Source organism: Atribacter laminatus (assembly GCF_015775515.1).
Taxonomy (GTDB): domain Bacteria; phylum Atribacterota; class Atribacteria; order Atribacterales; family Atribacteraceae; genus Atribacter; species Atribacter laminatus.
The window spans coordinates 265,569-285,075 of sequence record NZ_CP065383.1; the positions used below are offsets into that span (position 1 = coordinate 265,569).

Below are 19,507 nucleotides of genomic sequence, written 5' to 3' on the forward strand. Positions count from 1 at the left end.
CCTCCTGATTTTTTCTTATAAGCAATCAAATACCTGGATTAAAGATTTATAGGCTTGAATAAAAACCGGATAAAGTCGGTCGTAGGTTTTGACGTCTTCAGGAAAAGGTTGATAACTATCTTTGATTTCTATTAATTTCTCAGCAATGTCGAACCCAGGGAAAATACCTACCCCAACTCCCCCGGCAATTGCAGCACCCAAAGAAGTCGCTTCTTCAAGATACTTTGGACGTAGTATCTCCATATTAAACATGCTGGATAAAACCTGAGCCCAGAATGCGCCTCGAGCTCCTCCGCCAATGACACGCATATTTTCAATCTCTATACCTTGTTCTCGGAAAGCATCCAGGATAATCCGTAAATTAAAACTCACTCCTTCAAGGACTGCTCTAATCATATGAGGTTTTCGATGGCGTGCAGTTAAGCCGATAAATGTACCCCGAGCGTGGGGGTTCCACCAGGGGGCCCGTTCCCCAAGAAGATAGGGCAGGAACAAAAGATTTTCAGCTCCGGCCGGAATTTTGCTTGCTTTTAAATTCATTAAATCATAAGGGCTGAGGCCAAGCTCACAAGCAAGGGCTTTTTCTCTTTCACAAATGGCATCTCGGCACCACTGGTAAGAGCCACCTGCCGCTTGCATGGTACCAGTGGGCATAAATAAGCCTTTGGATAGATGGTGAAAGGTAAAATTCCTTTTTTCTCGATCGTAAAACGGGCTTTTACTTGCTAAGGCAATCCAGGCAGAAGAACCTAAATAATTATAAGCCTGACCCTCTCTCACCACTCCAGCGCCAGCAGCAGCACAGGGACCATCTCCCCCGCCAATGACTACCGGTGTACCAGGAACTAATCCGGTTTCTTGTGCTGCTTCTGGTGTTACTGCTCCTATCACCTCCGAGGAAGCATAGAGTGGTGGAAGTTTAGCTGGATCGATTTGAACTGCGTCTAAAATTTCATCAGACCAGGTTTCTTTTACCAAATCAAATAAATTGGTACCGGAAGCATCTGAATAATCACTGGCAAAATTTCCAGTTAACCGATAAACAATATAATCCTTTGCCATAAGAAAATATCTGGTATTTTTATAGACATCTGGATAATTATTCTTTAACCAGAGGATCTTCGCCATGGAATAATTCGGGCTTAAACGATGCCCGCTAATCTTATATATTTGATCTTCATCGATTCTTTCTTTAACCCAATTGACCTCATTGACTCCTCGTCGATCAGCCCAAATTAAAATTCTATGCAGGGGCTTCCCGTCAGTATCAATCGGCAAAGCACCCATCTGCTGACCGGAAAAGCTCACTACGGCAATTTCGTTGGCATTAAAACCGCTTTTTTTAATAAGCCTTTGAGTCGAGATGGTCACCGCTTCCCAATAATCTTCCGGGTTTTGCTCAACTGATAAAGAATCAAGGAAGTAAGTTTCATAGCCAAAAAAATCACTTGAAATTAAACAACCATTTTCATCAAACAAAGTCGCCTTATTCCCGGTTGTTCCCAAGTCATGAGCTAAGATCAGTTTCGCCATGGTTTTCTTCCTCCTTTAGATTTTTTACTATTAAACGCAGAGTGACAATTCTTTTTCCTTTCATTCTTTCAACTTTAATTTGATAATGGTCAATATCAACTATTTCACCCAATTCCGGTATTTTTCCCAAATGCTCCATTACTAATCCACCGATTGATTCGAATTCCTCACTTTCGGGGATTTGAAGAAATAGCAGTTCGTTCAAATCAACAATTGGAGTCGAAGCGCCCACTAAATATTCATTTTCGCCAACCTGGCGATAAGGCGGGGCTTCTTGATCATGTTCATCATGAATTTCACCAACCAGTTCTTCGAGAAGATCCTCGATGGTTACTAATCCAGCTGTTCCTCCATATTCATCCAAAACGATTGCCATATGAATTCTTTTTTGCTGAAGTTCTCTGAGAAGTTCAATAATTTTTTTAGTAGCTGGGATAAAATGAACCGGTCGAATGAACTGTCGGACTTTCAATTCACCATTTTCTAATTTTTCCAAAGAAGGAAGAACATCTTTAATATGAACAAACCCTAAAATATTATCCAAATCATCTCGAAAAACCGGTATTCTCGAGAAATGAGAATTCATCGATAAATCAAGAAAATCTTTCAGGGTCGAGTTGTCTTCGATGCAAACCATGTCAGTTCGAGGAGTCATAACTTCATAAGCCATGGTATCTCCAAACTCAAATACTTCATTGATTAAGACCTTTTCCTCAATAGGAACTGTCCTTTGTTCAGTGATAAATATTCGGAGCTCTTCATCGGTATGAGTTGAATGGTCAATATGGGTAATACCAAACAGACGGGAGATAAAATCGGTTGATGCTGAAAGAATAAGTGCCATTGGCTTAAAAGCAATAAGTAAGTATTCTAAGGGTTTCGCCAACCGGATAGATAAAGCTTCTGGGTTGCTCATGGCTATTCGTTTTGGAACCAGTTCTCCAAATACCAGAGTTAGGTAGGAGATGACTAGAGTAACAGCAATCAATGCTATCTCTTCACCAAAACGACCCAATATTGGTAAACCGGAAGCTTCTAATTTCCTCCCCAGATTACGCGACAGCGAAACTGCACCGGTAGCACTGGCAAAAAATCCAGCCATCGTAACCCCAATTTGAATGGTGGCTAAAAATTGACTGGGATTTTTTAATAAACGATTCACTGTCTCAACTTGTTTTGATTTGTCGCTTTCCAGGAGTTTTAACTTGCTCCGACGTAAAGAAATAATAGCTATTTCTGAAGCTGCAAAAAAAGCATTAATAAATATTAAAAAGAATATAAGGAGTAATGTTGTTGCATAATTCATTTGCTCTCCATTTTGCTCCTTTCTTTAATAGACAGAAATCTTAAAATATTTTTGAGTGGCGGCAATAAAACCATTCTCTTTGCAAAAAAGGAAAAAATCCTGAATTTCTCTCTGACTCTTCTCTTTCATTAACTTTCTAACCATGATAGAGGAATTGTTATAAAAATCCAGGACGCCAGACTCGTTGGAATCACTACAATTTTCTTTATGGCTGAACATCGGTGATGAAGTAGAAAATAGAAAATGAGCAAAGCCTTCTTCAAACCACTGAGGAAGAATAATACCGTTTTGGTGAATAACAGCATGGAATAACTCGTGAGATAAAGTATTCTCTAATATACCCTTTTTGAGTAAAAGATGGGGATTTCGAAGATGAATCTCACCTTCTCGATACACTGCAGCTGACCAATTAGGAAAGGCATGTTTATGAAAAGTAAAACCATTAGGATGAAGAATGACTCGTATGTTTATTTCTGTATTTAAACCCGTGTAAAAATAGATGGTATCAGCTGCCCTTTTCAGGCATTGTTCCATCTCTAATTGCGGGTATTGTAATTGACCAGAAAGAGCTACATAGGTCGTGCTCAAACACCAGGCTGGTGTTGGTATGGTAATTAGTAAAAATACCACTGTAGCAAGCGTCACCCGACGCTTGCTACAGTGGTATTCATCTTCCACTGTTAAATTCATACTCTTTAGAGTACCCCCGTACTTCCGGGAAATACATTAAATAGGCTTGGGTAGGCCGTACATAAAATGAGCCTACATCCCGGACCCTCAGATAGTATCTTATCATATTTTCTCCTTCTTCAATACGGGAAACGAAAAGGACAGGAAGCTGGTCATAAATTTTCTTATTGATATAAATTGGAAAATCAGAATTATCGTACACTTGGTCATCATGAAGCTGGTACACATAATCATTTCGAATCAGTTCAAAGCCGGCAGCCATACCATCTTCTATAACTAAATTATCAAATTGGTAAGGGCTTTCAATCAGTATCTCGCATACCAACTCATCTCCAGGCAGAAGAGTAGAAATCGCTTCTTTGGTAAAGACAAAATTCCCCTCTTCGTTCTTTATTGGTTTGAGTTTCCAATAGTTTTTACTCACTTTAATTTGTGAAGAAGGGGGCACGTCGGAGGTAAAACCTCTTATTTTAAACGTCATGAGGTAAACTCCTTCACCAAACAATTCAATTCGGTTTTCTCCAGAAAGTAAATTTCCTCCATCCAAATCGATTTTTTTGTTGAAAATACCCGAATCGAATTGACCATCTTCTATTTTCTCCGAGTTCAGAACGATTTGATAGCGAGCTTCAGAAACCGTTGATTCTTCTTGGAATAGTGAAGCCAGTTTCATAAAATAAGCAACTTCCATGGTATTGATATACCAGTCGGATTGAATATTGCGCAGCAGCCAAAGGAAAGCTTTTTCAGCAAGGGGCCGATTCTCTTTATTCAACGCCAAGGTTGCCCAGCATGTCGCTAAAAACCGATCATCTTCCCAAGGCTTTTCTGGATTGGAATATCCATAAAAAACCGCATCTCCAACTGGTTGTGCTCTTTTTATTAGTTCTTCAAGGAGCCTATGTTGGGTATCTCCTTGCGCAACTAAGCTTAACCAGGCAATCTCTTTTGCATCCATCGCCTGCAATCTTTTGTCTATTTCAAAAGAAGTCAGGTCGGTGATTTTCTCTCCGGCCTGGCTTAATACATAATAGCTCATGGCTTTCTCCCAAGGAACCAAATCCTTGTTGATATTCATTAAATAAGATTTTGCCTGGAGAATGGAATTTTCGGAAACCAAATATCCCTTTTCCCGAGCTATGATTAAAGCTAACAGGGCATGAGACGTATTAAAAACATTACTATCATCAAGGTTCCACCAACCCCACCCACCATCATAGTGTTGCAAGGCATAGAGTTGATAAATTCCTTCTTGGATTTCTCGTGGTGCGGTTTTGGTCCATTCTAAATTGTCAGGAAGGGGCAAAGAAAGGAGAGAAATAATTCGACTGGAGGTTTGTTCGGTACAACCATAGGGATAATAATACATATCTTCCATGGTTTGGTAAAAAATGCCATTGAGATTTCGATACAAAATACATTCCACCTTGGGTGGGTGATTGAACATTTCCGGTTGATAAACAAAATCGAGACTCCCCTTCCCATCAGAAACAAATGTAGTAAATATTTGATCAATCTCAACGCCACGAGGTTTAACCTTTTGAGTGACTTCAATGGCATCTCCCGCAAGTTCGCCCCGTGCATACATTCTGACATAGGGTAACCCAGCTTCAATCGCTTGAAATTGGACTGGAATAACTAAATTCTGGTTGGCATCAATCTCCACTTCACGAGGATAGGTTCCGATTTTTATTTCAGAACCGGTTTGGGCTTCGAGCCGAACTTTTTGCTTCGGATACTCATTCCAAAGGGTCATCTGGGTTTGAAGCGAATCCCCCTTAGAAAGAAATGGAGGCAACTCAACCCGGAAAGCAAAAGGACTGGATGTTCTAAAGTTAATAACCGATTCTCCAAATTCATCCGCGGTGTTGGCTCTTACTTCAACTCGCCAACTGGCCAGATTGTCAGGACAGGTAAACTCAATTTCTGCTTCTCCTTGCTGATTGGTTTTTAGACTTGGCATCCAAAGCAGAGTGTCGGGAAAATATTTTCGCACAGTTGGTTCCACCGCTCCTCCTCGACCATTCCCCTTGAACTGAGGACGAACATTTTGGACTGTTTCTCCCTGACCATAAAAATACTCGTACCATGATGACTGGGTATATACTTTATTATATAAATTTTCATAATAGTGCTCGAAGATCTTTTCCCACCATTGCCAAGAAATATCAAAAATTGCTTGATCCACTATGGCAATAGAAAAATCGCATTGCCTGGGGAGAGAATCACTTCCGAGAATCGTTACTTTAAGGGTTCCTTTTTCTTGAGGAAGGTATACTTCTTTATCGGTTGAAATTTTTACCAGGAGTTCTCTCTCTGGAATGACTGGAATTTGAATACTTTCATTGTAATAGTTTCCATTATTAAAAGTCGACAAAGTTACATAACAACCTAGTATATAGTCTTTGGTGATGGGTATTGAAACCTGATAAGGCTCTTTGGCCTTAGATTTCACTTCAATTTGGTGAATTTTCTCTCCCTCAATGGTTAATAAATGAGGAAATTCCTCAGTTACCGGGGGAACTACAAGAAGATTCGCAGTTTCACCGACTTTATATTCTTTTTTGTCAAGATGAAGTTCTATTCCTGTGGTTGGAAGATAAAACCCGGATCCGGTGACATAAAAAGTATCAGAGGCGGTAATGGTATTCCCTTTTTCATCGCGAGTCTGGCAGGCCAAACGATAATATCCTGGTTTCTCCATGGCAAAATCAATATCGGCCTTCCCGTTGACAACTTCAAAGGAAAAAAGCTTTACCGATTTTTCATTCCAATCTTTCTTTTCTTTATCCCAAGTCAAAAGATATATTGTTGCGTAAACTTTTCCAACATCCACTTTTTTTTCTTCAGCATCATAAGCTTCAATAGTGTATTGGAGATTTTGATTGACTCCAACAAAATAGCGATCGGACTTAAGAAGTAGAGCAAAATCTCCCATCAAAACTTTTACATGTGCGGTTTTTTGCACTCCTCGATAAGCGGCATCAAATACTCCGACCTGCACCTCATACCAGTAAGCATTCCCCTCTACTTCGGGAACAAAAGATATTTCTGCTTCCCCATTTTCATCAAGAGTTCCAGTATTTTCTTCAACCATTTCGCTCTGACTACCATATCTCCAGTAATACATTGGGTAGCGAAGGACTTGATAGCGAAATGTTCCAGGAGTAAGCGGTTGTCCAGAATAATAATTCGCCTGAATTCTGACTGTCACTGTTTCGCGATTGGCATAAGTTTCTTTTTCAGTTTTTATTTCAGCCTCAAAGGATGGTTTTTCGTAGTTTTCAATGGATACCATCCGATAGAAATCGCTATTTTTCCAAGATAACTTAATCAAATAATCTCCTTCATCAAGAGACATTGGAAGGTCAAACCAGGACGATAGATTTCCATGCTCATCAGAAACCAGTTCGGTACTGGCATAGATATTATCACGATAATCAGTTAGAAAGGCTTTCACTTTCTCACCAGGAGGAGGTGCAATATAACTGGTTGCTAATTTTTCTCGTAACAGAGATTTAAAATAAACTCGCTGACCAGGTTTGTAAAGCGGTCTTTCAGTATAGATAAAAACATCCAGTTTAGACCTGGTATCTAAATAATAAGGATAAATATTCATAAAAGCATATTCTTTATCCCTTTGAGCCATGAGGGTCATTTCATTTGGCTTCAAGTCGGTTCTGGACCAAAGACCTTCAGAATTGGTTTCTCCTTCGCTGACCACTTGATTTTTTTCTAATAACCTCATCCGAACCTTCTCTAAAATTTGCCCACTTTTTCGGTCTTGAACAAATACCATCATCTGGTTTTGATCAATTTTGGATATGAGAGACAACCGGGTAATGGAAAAAATAACCCGAGCTTCTTTGCCTCCACCCGCAGCAGTAAGAAGATAAACACCTTCTTGAAGTGGATTGAGAGTGATGGTTTGATAGGTATAGGAAGAATCTTTGGAATAGCGGATTTCTTGTAACCAACTTTTCAGCAGTGAAGAGTTACGGTGATAATCATCACTGGTAATTTCAATTGGACGGGTGGGGATTGAACCTTCAATTCCTAAAATATCTTTTAAACTCTGTTTAAGACTTGGAGAAAGTACTTTGGAGGCAATCCCTCGTAGTGATTGGAAAAAACTAAATTTTAAATTTTGCCAATTTTCCTGCTTATTCAGTGGTCTCTTCGGTCTCCAGGTATCAACTGAGAAAAAATATTCTTTATTGCTTTCTAAGATATAGCTTCCCGGATCATCAATACGAAACAACGACATTTGAAGACTTTTGATTTCGCTCACATTAACCCTTGCTTCTATTGATTCACCCGGATAGATATGAGCCGGTACACTCAGTGAGATATATGGAGAAGCAAACGAACTTCCCGATAAAAAAATAAATACAGTTAAAAAAATGAAACTAATCCAGGATAAGAGTTTCAAGAATCTCCCTCCTTCGGGCTTATCTTTCTAATCATTTAAACCAAGGTTATAATATTTGTCACTCTAATATTTTAAACCGATAGAATCCTAAAAAAGATGGATTATCAACAACCGGCCACCAGCGACGATCTGGATGCTTTTTCAGGTCATCCAAAAATATTTCTTGAATATAACCTTCTTGATCCTCGATAGTTCCGGTATGATAAATAACTTTCCCCTTCCCCTCATAAATCATAACATGATAAGGAAAATTGAAAAAGCCTGGATGATAAAAAAAAATGAGATCTCCCCTTTCTGCCACCTGGATATCTCTCCCCAAAAAAACCACATTATGGGATAAAAGATACTGTGCCGAAGCAAATACCGAAAAGTCGGTTTCTATGGTATCGAAGCGCAAAGGACCTGGTTTGATACGAAAAAGACGCGTCCCCAACAAAGGAATCCGTGGGTAATTGAAGGATTGAATATCAAAAAGACTCTCTAATTCTCCTTGAAAACTCTGGAACCAAGCCGTATTATGTTTTTTCAAGGCTTCTCGGTAAGCAAAACGAACTAATCCCGAACAATCTTTTTCCTTCCATAGTTCACTTTCCTGGGCTATTTGAGAACGAGCAATATTGACAAATAAATCACGAAAAAGCTGCCGATCAGATTCAGTTTTTAATTCTGCTACATCGGGGAAGCCGTCTTTGTCTAAATCTTCTAAATAGGGATCGACTTCAACACTGAGATATGTAATTACTGGAAACGATCGAATCATTAATTCAGTTTTGCCTTCAAGCAGCTTCGGTGAAAGCTGCACTTGATCGGATACCAGCTTCACATTCAACAAATCGCCATCAACCGTCTTAACCTGTAAACTTTTCCACCAGGGAGAGAAACCCCAAAAATTTTTGATTTTAATAAGAACAGTCTTTTTCTCGCCTAAAACTTGGAGATTGATTTGTTCTGGGCTCTCAATTTTCCAAGGAAGGGCTAAGGAACTGATTAAAAAAAGAAGTAAAAAAACCAAAAGCCTTGAAAAGCGTTTTAACTTCATTCTCCACCCAAAAACCGTAAAGCAAGAAGGGAATAAATTCGTGAGGCAGCAACAATCTGAGTAATAGAAACAAACTCATTGGCAGTATGAGCTTCCTCAATTCGTCCTGGTCCAATAATGACGGTCGGGATGTCAACCTGATCCAAAAAAGCTGCTTCACAAGAAGCTGGAAAAGGAGCAAAAATTGGCATTTCTCCGGGAATATCGGAAATAGAACGGCTGAGTATGTCAATCCCCGGAACATCGCGAGGAATTTTAACTGGCGGAAGATGAGGTATTGACTGTTCAATTTCAAAAGTTGAAGGGAGATTATGGATTTCAAAGACTTTTTTAACTGAATCACAAATAAGAGATTTTATTTCATCAAGGGATAACCCGGGAACGGTTCGGACATCGACTTCAAAAAAACACAGATCAGGAACCACATTTGGTGATGTTCCACCTTGAATCTTTCCAACACTGAGAGCCGGTTTTCCAATATCATCATCTCCATATTGATCGAACTCATTTTGCTTTTCTTTAATAACTTGAAGAATTTCTGAGGCTATATAAATGGCATTTATTCCTCGATGAGCGATTCCAGCATGGCACGACTTTCCTTTGATGGTAACACGGAAGGCGGCAACTCCCCGATGCCCTAAGCTAATATTCAAACCGGTTGGTTCACCAACCACTGCAAAATCGATTGGTTCCCAATTTTTTTGCCAGATCTCTATCCATTTTTTTATTCCAAGATTATCTTGTTCTTCATCGACAACAAAAACCAGTTTTAATTTTCCAAACAGATTGGGAGTAAAAAGGGATACAATTTTTGCCGTATACATCATGGCAGCAAGCGATCCCTTCATATCACATGACCCTCGGCCATAAAGATAATTATCAACCACTTGGCCACCCAAGGGTGGCATGGTCCAACCGGTTCCAACCGGAACAGTATCTAAATGTCCATTCAGCAATAGACAAGGGCCTTCTCCTCTCCCTCCGTCAATTTCTGCAATTATATTGGCTCGGCCTTCTTCGACTTCTTGCCATTCCACTCGGATTTGATGGTCAATAAGATAATTGGCGATATAACGAGCAAGATCCGATTCTCCTCTGGTTCGAGAAACACTGGAAATACGAACTAAATTCTGGGCTAAGTGGATGGGCTCAAATAGGTCAAACTCGTTATCCAACAGGCTTTTTAAATCAGGCATTACTGGGTTTTCTCCTTCAAAAACAATTCTCTCCAATCAATATTAAATTAAGGATTTGCTGATAAATTTCGGCTTCCCCGTTTTTGGAGTTCGATATGTTCTTGACAGAGAGGACACTCATCAGGTGAATAGGTTTTAACTTCCATTTGCAATAGGGGCTGAAAGGGATATTTGAATTGAATCTTACCCCCACTTCGGTCAACCAGTATCCCCACTCCGATAATCTTGGCTCCAGTTTCTTCTATAACATCAATCACTTCTTGAGCTGAAGAACCAGTGGTAACCACATCTTCAACGACGAGAACTGAGTTATTCTGGTCCAAAACAAAATCCCGACGAAATTTCATTTTCCCATTTTCTCTTTCGGTGAAAGCCATTCGTATCCCCAATTGTCGTGCAACTTCATAAGCAAGAATAATACCCCCAACCGCAGGGCCAACAACAACATCCGGTGTCGCTCCCGAAAAACGCTCGATAAGCTCTCCTGCTAATAATTCAACATATTTTGGTTGTTGAAGTAATTTGAATTTTTCTATATAAAAGGGACTGTGTAAGCCGGAGGTGAGAAGAAAATGTCCTTCCATAAAAGCTCCAGCCTCGCGAAATAACTGAAGGATTTCTTGCTCTCTCATCACAATACCTACCTCACTTTTCCAATTAAATCATTAATATCAAAGATATTTTTTTGGACCAAATAAGTTTTGATACCTTCAATGATTTGAACAGCAGCCGAAGGATCAATGAGATTTACCGATCCCAACGCAACTGCCTGAGCCCCGATAAGGAAATATTCAAGGGCATCTTCCGTTTTCATTATACCACCCATTCCGATGATCGGAAGTCGGGTTCTTTGTATTACATCATAGACCAGTTTAAGAGCCAACGGCTTAATAGCCGGCCCGGATAACCCAGCGGTTTTTCTGGAAAAAATATAGCTCTGATTTTCAACATCAATTGCTAAAGCTGGAAAGGTATTGGTAACACTCAGTATATCTACGCCTTCCTTTTCCATAAATTGAAGAACGTTATTCAGGTCATCGGTATTAGGTCCTAATTTAACGATAAGGGGTTTTTGGATTTTCTGCCGCAAATTCTGAATGAGTTGGCATAAAACTTGACCATTAGACGAAAAACTTTCTCCACCTTGTTCGATATTAGGACAAGAAACATTCACCTCAATAGCATCAATCCGCTCTAATCCGTTCATCTTTTTGGCAATATCCGAATATTCTTCAATGGTTTTTCCCCAAATATTGGCAATAATCTTGGTTTGAAAATTCTCTAAAAAAGGCAAGTCTTCTCGAAAAAAGCGGTCAAATCCTTTGTTTTCTAAGCCTATTGAGTTCATTATTCCCGCATAAGTTTCGTGAATACGAGGTGGCGGATTCCCCACCCAGGGAGTTGAGCTCAATCCTTTAAGAGTGAAAGCTCCAACACGATCAAGATCTAAATAAGGAGCAATTTCTCGACCATACCCGGCAGTTCCTGAAGCTAAGATGATCGGGTTGGATAGGGTTAAATTTCCCAAGTGGACTTGGAGATTCATAGTTCAATTTCTCCTAATCGAAATACTGGGCCATCTTTACAAACATGGAAATATCCAGGTAGGCCTTTCTTTTTCACTGCACAACTTAGGCAAACACCGTATCCGCATCCCATTCGTGATTCGAGTGATACTTCTATCTGATTGGGTATAATGTCATCCATTTTTGCTAAAGTCTGAAACATTCCCTGTGGTCCACATGCATAAATTTTTGGAGCAGATTTTGATAAAGAATGTTGCTGACGCCAATTCTCAAAAGCGTCCAAAACTGTTCCACAATAGAAACCAGAAAATTCCTCCTGGCAACTTATTACTAAAGGAATTGGAAGTTGAGAGAGGTATTCAATAAGGACTTTTTCTTCTTGACTTCGAATGCCGAAGAAAAATTGAAATGGAACTTTTTTGTTGATAAAAATTTGGGCTAAAAAATAAAGGGGAACGAATCCACGACCTCCACCAATTAATAAAGCTTCTTTGGGATTTAACGAAAATCCATTCCCCAGAGGTCCAAGCAGATCGACCTGATCTCCAATCTCGAGCTGTGACAAAATTTGCGTTCCTCGACCAACAATTTCAAAAAGCAAACCAAATTGGTTTTCTTGACAAGCTAAAATTCCCAAGGGTCTTTTTAAAAAAGGGTCATAAGATGATCCAGTGGTAACCATCACGAATTGTCCAGGACTGGCGAGATGAGCAATGTCCTTTTCTTCCAGCCACAATTCAACAAAGGATGTTCCAAGGAATCTTTTTTGAACAATTTTGGCTCTTTTCATCGAAAAAGTTCCCAAAATCTTTCTTGATAGTAAATCGCTCGTTCTCGAGCCTTTTTTTCAAATCCCACTCCGGATTCGTTGTTCAAATCTTCACGGTAGGCAAAAATCACATCGCGAGATACGTTAACAATTGCACCTAAACCATCATCTCGAAAGGCATTAGCCAGGGATTTAATATAACCTTTTTGAGCTCCTACTCCAGGAATTAAAAACAAAAGTGAAGGAAAATTGGTACGAAGTAGTTTCAAGTCATCAGGATAAGTCGCCCCAACGACAATTCCAATCGAACTGAATCCTGATTCACCGATCATTTTTTCTCCCAAGGCTTCTACCATCTGAGCAACTTTAACATAGACTTTTTCTGGACCCGAAACGTCCTGTACAGTAGGTGCGCTTCGGTTTGATGTTCGACATAACACAAAAATACCCTTGTCGGTTTTGCCTGCTTCATCTATAAAGGGTCTTAAGCCATCTTCTCCTAAATAGGGATTTATCGTTAAAGCATCAACCTTCCAAAAAGATTCTATTTGACCACCTGGAAAAGAAACCGATGAGAGATATCCCCGTGCGTACGCAAGAGCAGTACTACTGATATCATTACGCTTTCCATCTAAAATGATGATATATCCCAAGTTCCGAGCATGTTCAATAGTTGATTTTAAGGCTGACATTCCTGGAATCCCCAACATCTCATAAAAAGCCATCTGAATTTTTATCATACCCACTGTGTCTTGGAGCTCATCTAGTAATTTATTATTGGTTAGGGTAACCGCTTGAGCCAGGGCTTCCCAGGTTTTTCCTTTTTCTTTCAGTTCTTGCTCAAGGATAAACCGGGGAAGATATTCAATATGGGGATCTAATCCAAGTACTAAGGGACCAAACTTTTGAATGCAGAGGCTTATTCTATCAGCAAAGTTCATACCATTTGGTTCTCCTTTACCATACTTCTTCTTTATACTTCTTATCACGAAGGTCTCATCATTATTTTACCATTTACTATCGTTGCCACCGGCCATCCTTTTAACTGCCATCCATCAAAAGGACAATTTCTTCCTTTTGAGACAAATTCATTTACCTTGACCTCATGATGGGTATCCGGATCAAGTATGGTTATATCAGCATCCATGCCAGTTTCTAAACTACCTTTTTTTATTAATCCTAAAAATTGAGCCGGATTGAAGCTAAGCAGTTTCCAAAAATCAAGCCAGTTGATGATTCCATCTTCAATCAACGCCTTCGCATAGAGTGGGACTGCAATTTCCAAGTTGGAAATACCAAATGCAGCTTCATTAAAATCACCTTCTTTGTCCTCATGGGTATGCGGAGCATGATCTGATGCTAAAATTTTAATAACTCCTCGCTGAATTCCTTCTTTTAAAGCAACAATATCGGTTTGATCCCGAAGGGGTGGTTTTACTTTGGCTTGATTCCCATATTGGAGAATGCTTTGATCATCAAGAAGAAGGTGATGTGGAGTGACATCGGAACTCACCTTAACTCCTTGGCCTTGAAACCATTCAATTAACTTGACACTCATTGCCGTTGATAAATGGGTAAAATGAACAAGTGCCTCAGTCGAATGGGCAAGGACTAAATCTCTGGCTATGATCGAGTCTTCGGCAACTTTTGGTAAAGACCGGTATCCCATTTTAAACGCCATTTTTCCCTCATTGACTTGACCCTCTCCAGCAATATCAGTATCTTCTTCGTGCAGAATAATAGGCATATGAAAATATTTTGAATAGGTCATGAGCCGATAAAGCAACAGGCTGTCTTTGACGCATTTTCCATCGTCGCTTAATGCTATTGCTCCGGCATTCTTCAAAAGCCCTACGTCGGTCATGGCTTTTCCTTCTAGTCCCAGACTGATTGCGGCAGTCAGAAAAACATTGACCAAGCCAATTTCACGAGCTCGGCTGAGAAGATAGGAAATCACTAAGGGAGAATCGATAGGAGGACGTGTATTAGGCATACATAGTACTGAGGTAAATCCACCCTTAATCGCTGCTCGAGATCCAGATAAAAGATCTTCTTTCTTTTCTTCCCCGGGTTCGCGAAAATGAACGTGAATATTAATAAAACCCGGACCTACTAAACATCCACTGGCATTTATCACTTCTGCCTTTCCGTCATTTATCCCCGGTTCAATTTGAACGATGACACCATCATCTATTAATACATCGGCTTCTATGGTCCGATCCTTTTGGGGAAGAATTACAGTTCCATTTTTTATCAAGAGCTTATTCATCCGTTCATCCCCCCAAGATAAGAGTTTCTAAAACTGCCATGCGGATGGCTAATCCACAGCTAACCTGTTCTTCAATCAGAGAACTTTCCTTTTCAACCAGAGATGAATCAATTTCTAATCCCCGATTTACCGGACCAGGATGCATGATTTTTTTCCAACGACCATTATTAGTATTTTTTAGATTTTCTTTCAGACCAAAGAAGTGTGAATATTCTTTTGTGCTAGGGAAAAATCCCGCTTCCTGACGTTCTTTCTGGATGCGAAGCAAGTAAACTACATTAGCTTGTCGGATCGCCTCCTCAACCGGATAAATAACCTGACCCTCTAACACCTCGATGCCTTTTGGAATGAGGGTTGGTGGACCAGAAAAAATGATCTGACTTCCTAATTTTTTGAGTCCTATGCTTAGCGAACGGGCAACCCGACTATGCAGAATGTCTCCAATAATGGCTACCGTATTTCGGGTAAAATCTATTCCATCTCTTTTCATAGTGAGTAAATCAAGAAGGGCTTGAGTAGGATGTTCCCTCATGCCATCACCGGCATTGATTATATGAAAGGGCAGAAATTGTGAAATATAGAGTGGAATCCCACTAGATCGATGGCGAATAACCAAAGCATCGGCTTTCATCCGTGCCAGAGTCCGCACAGTATCACGGAAGCTCTCACCCTTATTTAAACTGCTCAATTCATTGGTAAAGTTTACAACCTCCATCCCTAAAAGTTTTCCGGCCATTTCGAAAGATACCCGTGTTCGAGTGCTCGCTTCAAAAAACAGGTTGATAAGATAATAACCAGACAATCGAGTTAACTTTTTTGGTGATTGCTCTAACCAATTTCGGTATTGATTTCCTTTCTCAAGAAGGATTTTGATTTCTTCACCACTTAATTGATCAATCCCTAATAAGTGTTTATGTTTCCATTCCACTCCCCATTGACCCCCTTCTTTCTTATCAAGATTTAAATGAGTGACGAATGAGTGGTGAGCTTAAAAATAATCACTCTCATCCTCACCTTCTCCCATCAAGGGAGAAGGAAATCTGACTCATCATTACGAGGAACGGAGTGACTCGGCAATCTCATGAGCTCAATCTTTATTCATTCCTCTCTTTGGACAGAGGGAGATGGTTCGGGATCCGATTTTTCAATTTTTAAATCTCCCTTATTCCCCTTTTGCTAAAGGGGGAGATTGGCTCTTGAGTTTATTTTCATCCTCACCGTTTTAATAGCTCATTTAAAAAAGACTATGGACAATGATTTTTTGGCAAAAAAAAGTCCACCTTTCCTAAAACCAGGATAAGATGGACTTCTCAAATCGATTTTCTTTTTCCGCTTTCTTCTTTTCTAACATACTACAACCCTGAATAAGGATACTCATTTCAATGTTTCATGTCAATTATTTTTAAGAGAATTTTTTGAGGCTGCCTTCTCTTGCCAGGGTCATAATTGAATGCTAATCTTTATTAGCTGAATACCTTTTGGGAGGAGGATTGCAATGTCTTCTTTTATTGGAATCGACTTAGGAACTCAAAGCGTCAAAGTAGTTCTCTATGATGAGGCAGGGCATCTTCTATCCTTGGCACAACGGGATTATCCCATTTTAACTCCACAATTAGGGTTTGCAGAACAAGAGCCTGAAGAATGGTGGAAGCAAACTTTTTCAGCATTACAGGAAGTCATTCATTCGGCTCCAAATCGAGAAATCAAAGCAGTAAGTTTTTCCGGTCAAATGCATGGTTTGGTCATGTTGGATAAAAATTATAAACCGGTTTGTCCGGCTATCATCTGGGCAGATCAAAGAAGCGAAAAAGAAGTTCATTTTATAAGAGAAAAACTGGGACCTCGTTTGGCTCCTATCGCCGGAAGTGATATTGCTACTGGTTTTATGGCTGCTTCATTGTGTTGGATAAAAAAACACCGTCCTGAATCATACAAGAAAACTCACTGGGTTATGTTACCAAAGGATTATCTCAAAATAAAATTAGGGCTTGCGCCATCGTCAGATGTCGCCGATGCCGCCTCTACTCTTCTTTTTGATATCAATTCAAGAAACTGGTCGGAAGAAATCATCAATAAGCTTGATTTGAAGCCTTCCTTATTTCCTCCCATTTTCGAATCAGCTCATATTATCGGATCAATATCATCTTCGGTTCAAAGAGAACTCGACATTTCTGGGGAAGCCTTGGTCATAGCCGGAGCTGGTGATCAACATTGTGCAGCTTTGGGAAATGGAATTATTAATGAAGGAGAGGTCCTTATCACCATAGGGACTGGTGGGCAAGTTTTTACCGCTATTCAAAAACCCATTGTTGATAGCCAGCTAAGAATTCATACCTTTTGCCACGCAGTGCCTCAAACCTGGCATTTATTGGGAGCATCACTTTGTGCTGGACTTTCCTTAAGTTGGTTTAAAAAATCCATTCTTGACAATAATCATTACACTTTCGATTATTCATCACTTGATGAAGAAGCCACCCGGGGAATAGCTGGAACCAATGGCTTGGTATTTCTCCCTTATTTAATTGGCGAAAGAACTCCCCACCGCGATTCATTAGCTCGAGGTGCTTTTATCAATCTACACCTCACCCATCAGCGAGGAGACATGGTTCGAGCTATTATGGAGGGAGTCAGTATGGCAATAAAAGACTCAGTGAGCATTTTTGAAGAACTAGGTATTCAAGGGAAGAAATTCATCTTTGCCGGTGGCGGGGCTAAAAGCCTGCTATGGAGATTGATTCTTTCTTCTTTCCTTGAGCATCCCCTTCAAAGCACTAAAGTAAAGGAAGAGGCGGCTACTGGAGCCGCCATCTTGGCTATGGTGGGGAGTGGTCATTTTCAGAGCTTTAACGAAGCAGCTCAACAAATGATTCGGTATGATTCACCGGTCAATCCTCAAAATCAATGGTTTGAGATTTATAGAGAGAAATATCAAACCTATCGTTCTTTATATCCTGCCCTCAAACCCTTCTTTCCCCAATAGATTCTTAGGTCACATCGTGCCATAAATGAAAATGAAAATCCAAGATTCGACATGTCATGGTATGTCGCTACATTAATCGAGCATAATAAATTGCGACCCTACAGTTTCTTAAATCTTTTGTAGGGGCTTGATTGGTTATGGGCTTTCAAAGCAGTATTTTTGGATATTGCACACTACTTCATGACCTATGGTTTTATATTCAGGAACGAAAACTATTGGAAATATTTTCAATGCGGTTGAATAGATCGTCAGTAATATCAACATGAAAAACCTCGGCAATCACTTGAGTCCACCCATGAATAAAGTATATCCACCCATCTTCAACGGTCAGATTTTTCTTTTCTTTTTGGCGGAGTGCTTGGTGCATAAAGAGGAGGTCACCTCGATAATTAATCTCCCATACTAAGCTATTTTGAGGAAATTCACATTGATCAGAAAGCGGTGACCCTGGTCGATCTTTTCCTAAACCGGTCGCGTTAACAATAAGAGAAAAGGGTTTTAATTTTTTTAAAATATTATCATTAACAGTTACCTCAGGACAATGATGGTACTCAATAGGTGCCGCAGGACAGAGCTGTTTCATAATTTCTTTCATCGATTCCAATCGTGGGGTACTTCGATTGGCAACATACATTTTTGATGGGATATTTGTCCCTTTGTTTTTATCAAAGAGATAAGCAGCCATCGCTCGGGCACTTCCTCCAGCACCCATGATAAACACCTCACCACCGTGGTCATGCCAAAAATTTTTCGGCACAAAAGCTTCTAACGCTAAGCCACTCGATATTGGATCTTTGGCATGTCCTGCTAATCGACCATCTTTTTTAGAAATTGAGGAAAGCTCTCCAAAGGCTTGAGCATAGGGATCAAGAAAATCAAATAAATCCTTGCAGGCATTATACAAATCAATTTTATGGGTGGTTACCAATGCTCCTGAAGAAAGAGGGTCGTCTTTTATAAAGGAAACTGCTTTACGGTAATCTTCTTCTGGTGCATGAATGGTAATATCAATTCCTTTTAGGACGGCTCCATCTAAACCCAACTCTTTTGCCCACAAGGGGAAAAGCTTCATAATGGAAGACTTTTCAGTAGTGACACCGATAAAATACATGGTGGGTTGTGTAGCCTTATCAGGCAATTTCAATCCAATTCCCCCTTATTTATTTTTCCGTTTTGGGTTGTCGATAACTGTAACCTTCCCATCAATTTCAACGACCAATTTTGGATAACCTTGTTCTTCAATAGTGGCGTAATCATGACCGGCATCGGCAGGGAAAATACAATAAAAGACTAACAACTCCTTTCCAACATTCATGGTACGGTGCGACCAATTGGGGGGAATATAGGAAGCTGAACCAGGGAACATTTCTAAAACTTCACAATCACCATCGGTAGATTCCATAATCAATCTCCCCTGCCCTCGCAAACAAAAGTAAATTTCGGCAGTGCTAAGTTTTTCATGATAATGTCCTTTGGTTAGGAAATATTCATTTCCGATTTTTCCCGGATAAATAATGGTCGTGCAGTGGCCTAAGTGTCCCTGCTCTTCAGGTACATCAGCATAAATCACTTCATAAACCATTGGATCACCCTTCTGGATCAATTCTTCAGCAGCCTGGGTATCGTAAAACATGTTTTTCACGTCGCTGACTTTGCGAATTATTCGTTTACCAGGATCCAGCGTCCCTGATTCAAAATTAATTACGACATTATAAGGTTTCATACAAATCCTTCCTTTCTGAACTGAGTACAAATGATAACGGATTC

At 39.9% G+C, this 19,507-nt stretch carries 15 protein-coding genes; 1 reads left to right on the forward strand and 14 read right to left on the reverse strand.

All coding sequences use genetic code 11. The features are described 5' to 3' along the window. Positions 1–15: 15 nt before the first annotated feature. Genes xylB (RT761_RS01320) through RT761_RS01375 form a run of 12 tightly spaced genes read right to left on the reverse strand, consistent with a single transcriptional unit; the run spans position 16 to position 15,688 of the window. Positions 16–1,533, reverse strand: a complete 1,518-nt coding sequence (gene xylB, locus RT761_RS01320; RefSeq protein ID WP_218112299.1) for a xylulokinase — start codon at positions 1,531–1,533, stop codon at positions 16–18. Beyond that, complete coding sequence (locus RT761_RS01325; RefSeq protein ID WP_218112300.1) at positions 1,508–2,839, reverse strand: hemolysin family protein; 1,332 nt, start codon at positions 2,837–2,839, stop codon at positions 1,508–1,510. Before RT761_RS01325 ends, xylB (RT761_RS01320) begins: the two co-directional genes overlap by 26 nt. 24 nt (positions 2,840–2,863) lie before the next feature. Next, positions 2,864–3,529, reverse strand: a complete 666-nt coding sequence (locus RT761_RS01330) for a hypothetical protein (RefSeq protein ID WP_218112301.1) — start codon at positions 3,527–3,529, stop codon at positions 2,864–2,866. Then, entirely contained in the window at positions 3,507–7,961 is a 4,455-nt protein-coding gene (locus RT761_RS01335; protein WP_218112302.1) for an alpha-2-macroglobulin family protein, read from the reverse strand. The genes RT761_RS01330 and RT761_RS01335 overlap by 23 nt, the downstream gene beginning before the upstream one ends. Before the next feature lie 58 nt (positions 7,962–8,019). Next, a complete protein-coding gene (locus tag RT761_RS01340) occupies positions 8,020–9,000 on the reverse strand; it encodes a DUF1175 family protein (protein WP_218112303.1) in 981 nt (326 codons plus the stop codon). After that, positions 8,997–10,196 (reverse strand): M20 family metallopeptidase, encoded by a 1,200-nt coding sequence (locus tag RT761_RS01345; RefSeq protein ID WP_218112304.1) that lies wholly within the window; start codon positions 10,194–10,196, stop codon positions 8,997–8,999. Before RT761_RS01345 ends, RT761_RS01340 begins: the two co-directional genes overlap by 4 nt. Before the next feature lie 47 nt (positions 10,197–10,243). Beyond that, positions 10,244–10,828 carry an orotate phosphoribosyltransferase gene (gene pyrE, locus RT761_RS01350; RefSeq protein ID WP_246465267.1) on the reverse strand — a complete coding sequence of 195 codons (585 nt, stop codon included), beginning with the start codon at positions 10,826–10,828 and terminating at the stop codon, positions 10,244–10,246. A gap of 8 nt (positions 10,829–10,836) precedes the next feature. Beyond that, positions 10,837–11,742, reverse strand: a complete 906-nt coding sequence (locus tag RT761_RS01355) for a dihydroorotate dehydrogenase (RefSeq protein WP_218112306.1) — start codon at positions 11,740–11,742, stop codon at positions 10,837–10,839. Next, positions 11,739–12,512 (reverse strand): dihydroorotate dehydrogenase electron transfer subunit, encoded by a 774-nt coding sequence (locus RT761_RS01360; RefSeq protein ID WP_218112307.1) that lies wholly within the window; start codon positions 12,510–12,512, stop codon positions 11,739–11,741. Before RT761_RS01360 ends, RT761_RS01355 begins: the two co-directional genes overlap by 4 nt. Then, positions 12,509–13,432: an orotidine-5'-phosphate decarboxylase gene (gene pyrF / locus RT761_RS01365; RefSeq protein ID WP_218112308.1), complete on the reverse strand. Its 924-nt coding sequence runs from the start codon at positions 13,430–13,432 to the stop codon at positions 12,509–12,511. Before pyrF ends, RT761_RS01360 begins: the two co-directional genes overlap by 4 nt. Before the next feature lie 44 nt (positions 13,433–13,476). After that, complete coding sequence (locus RT761_RS01370; RefSeq protein WP_218112309.1) at positions 13,477–14,760, reverse strand: dihydroorotase; 1,284 nt, start codon at positions 14,758–14,760, stop codon at positions 13,477–13,479. A gap of 4 nt (positions 14,761–14,764) precedes the next feature. Next, positions 14,765–15,688: an aspartate carbamoyltransferase catalytic subunit gene (locus RT761_RS01375; protein WP_218112310.1), complete on the reverse strand. Its 924-nt coding sequence runs from the start codon at positions 15,686–15,688 to the stop codon at positions 14,765–14,767. Positions 15,689–16,255: 567 nt separating this feature from the next. Here RT761_RS01375 and xylB (RT761_RS01380) point away from each other — a divergent pair. Next, positions 16,256–17,740: a xylulokinase gene (gene xylB / locus RT761_RS01380; protein WP_218112311.1), complete on the forward strand. Its 1,485-nt coding sequence runs from the start codon at positions 16,256–16,258 to the stop codon at positions 17,738–17,740. Between the two features lie 199 nt (positions 17,741–17,939). On the opposite strand, the gene RT761_RS01385 is transcribed toward xylB (RT761_RS01380), so the two are convergent. Together RT761_RS01385 and RT761_RS01390 are read right to left on the reverse strand one after the other, a co-directional pair. Beyond that, on the reverse strand, positions 17,940–18,890 hold the full coding sequence (locus tag RT761_RS01385) for a shikimate dehydrogenase family protein (protein ID WP_343073765.1): 951 nt from the start codon (positions 18,888–18,890) through the stop codon (positions 17,940–17,942). Between the two features lie 6 nt (positions 18,891–18,896). Beyond that, on the reverse strand, positions 18,897–19,463 hold the full coding sequence (locus RT761_RS01390) for a glucose-6-phosphate isomerase family protein (RefSeq protein ID WP_218112313.1): 567 nt from the start codon (positions 19,461–19,463) through the stop codon (positions 18,897–18,899). Positions 19,464–19,507 lie beyond the last annotated feature (44 nt).

Excerpts from the sequence above, each read along its gene's own strand:
- xylB (WP_218112299.1), bottom strand. The coding sequence starts at position 1,533 with ATGGCGAAACTGATCTTAGCTCATGACTTGGGAACAACCGGGAATAAG.
- RT761_RS01325 (WP_218112300.1), bottom strand. The coding sequence starts at position 2,839 with ATGAATTATGCAACAACATTACTCCTTATATTCTTTTTAATATTTATT.
- RT761_RS01330 (WP_218112301.1), bottom strand. The coding sequence starts at position 3,529 with ATGAATTTAACAGTGGAAGATGAATACCACTGTAGCAAGCGTCGGGTG.
- RT761_RS01340 (WP_218112303.1), bottom strand. The coding sequence starts at position 9,000 with ATGAAGTTAAAACGCTTTTCAAGGCTTTTGGTTTTTTTACTTCTTTTT.
- RT761_RS01345 (WP_218112304.1), bottom strand. The coding sequence starts at position 10,196 with ATGCCTGATTTAAAAAGCCTGTTGGATAACGAGTTTGACCTATTTGAG.
- pyrE (WP_246465267.1), bottom strand. The coding sequence starts at position 10,828 with ATGAGAGAGCAAGAAATCCTTCAGTTATTTCGCGAGGCTGGAGCTTTT.
- RT761_RS01355 (WP_218112306.1), bottom strand. The coding sequence starts at position 11,742 with ATGAATCTCCAAGTCCACTTGGGAAATTTAACCCTATCCAACCCGATC.
- RT761_RS01360 (WP_218112307.1), bottom strand. The coding sequence starts at position 12,512 with ATGAAAAGAGCCAAAATTGTTCAAAAAAGATTCCTTGGAACATCCTTT.
- pyrF (WP_218112308.1), bottom strand. The coding sequence starts at position 13,432 with ATGAACTTTGCTGATAGAATAAGCCTCTGCATTCAAAAGTTTGGTCCC.
- RT761_RS01370 (WP_218112309.1), bottom strand. The coding sequence starts at position 14,760 with ATGAATAAGCTCTTGATAAAAAATGGAACTGTAATTCTTCCCCAAAAG.
- xylB (WP_218112311.1), top strand. The coding sequence starts at position 16,256 with ATGTCTTCTTTTATTGGAATCGACTTAGGAACTCAAAGCGTCAAAGTA.
- RT761_RS01390 (WP_218112313.1), bottom strand. The coding sequence starts at position 19,463 with ATGAAACCTTATAATGTCGTAATTAATTTTGAATCAGGGACGCTGGAT.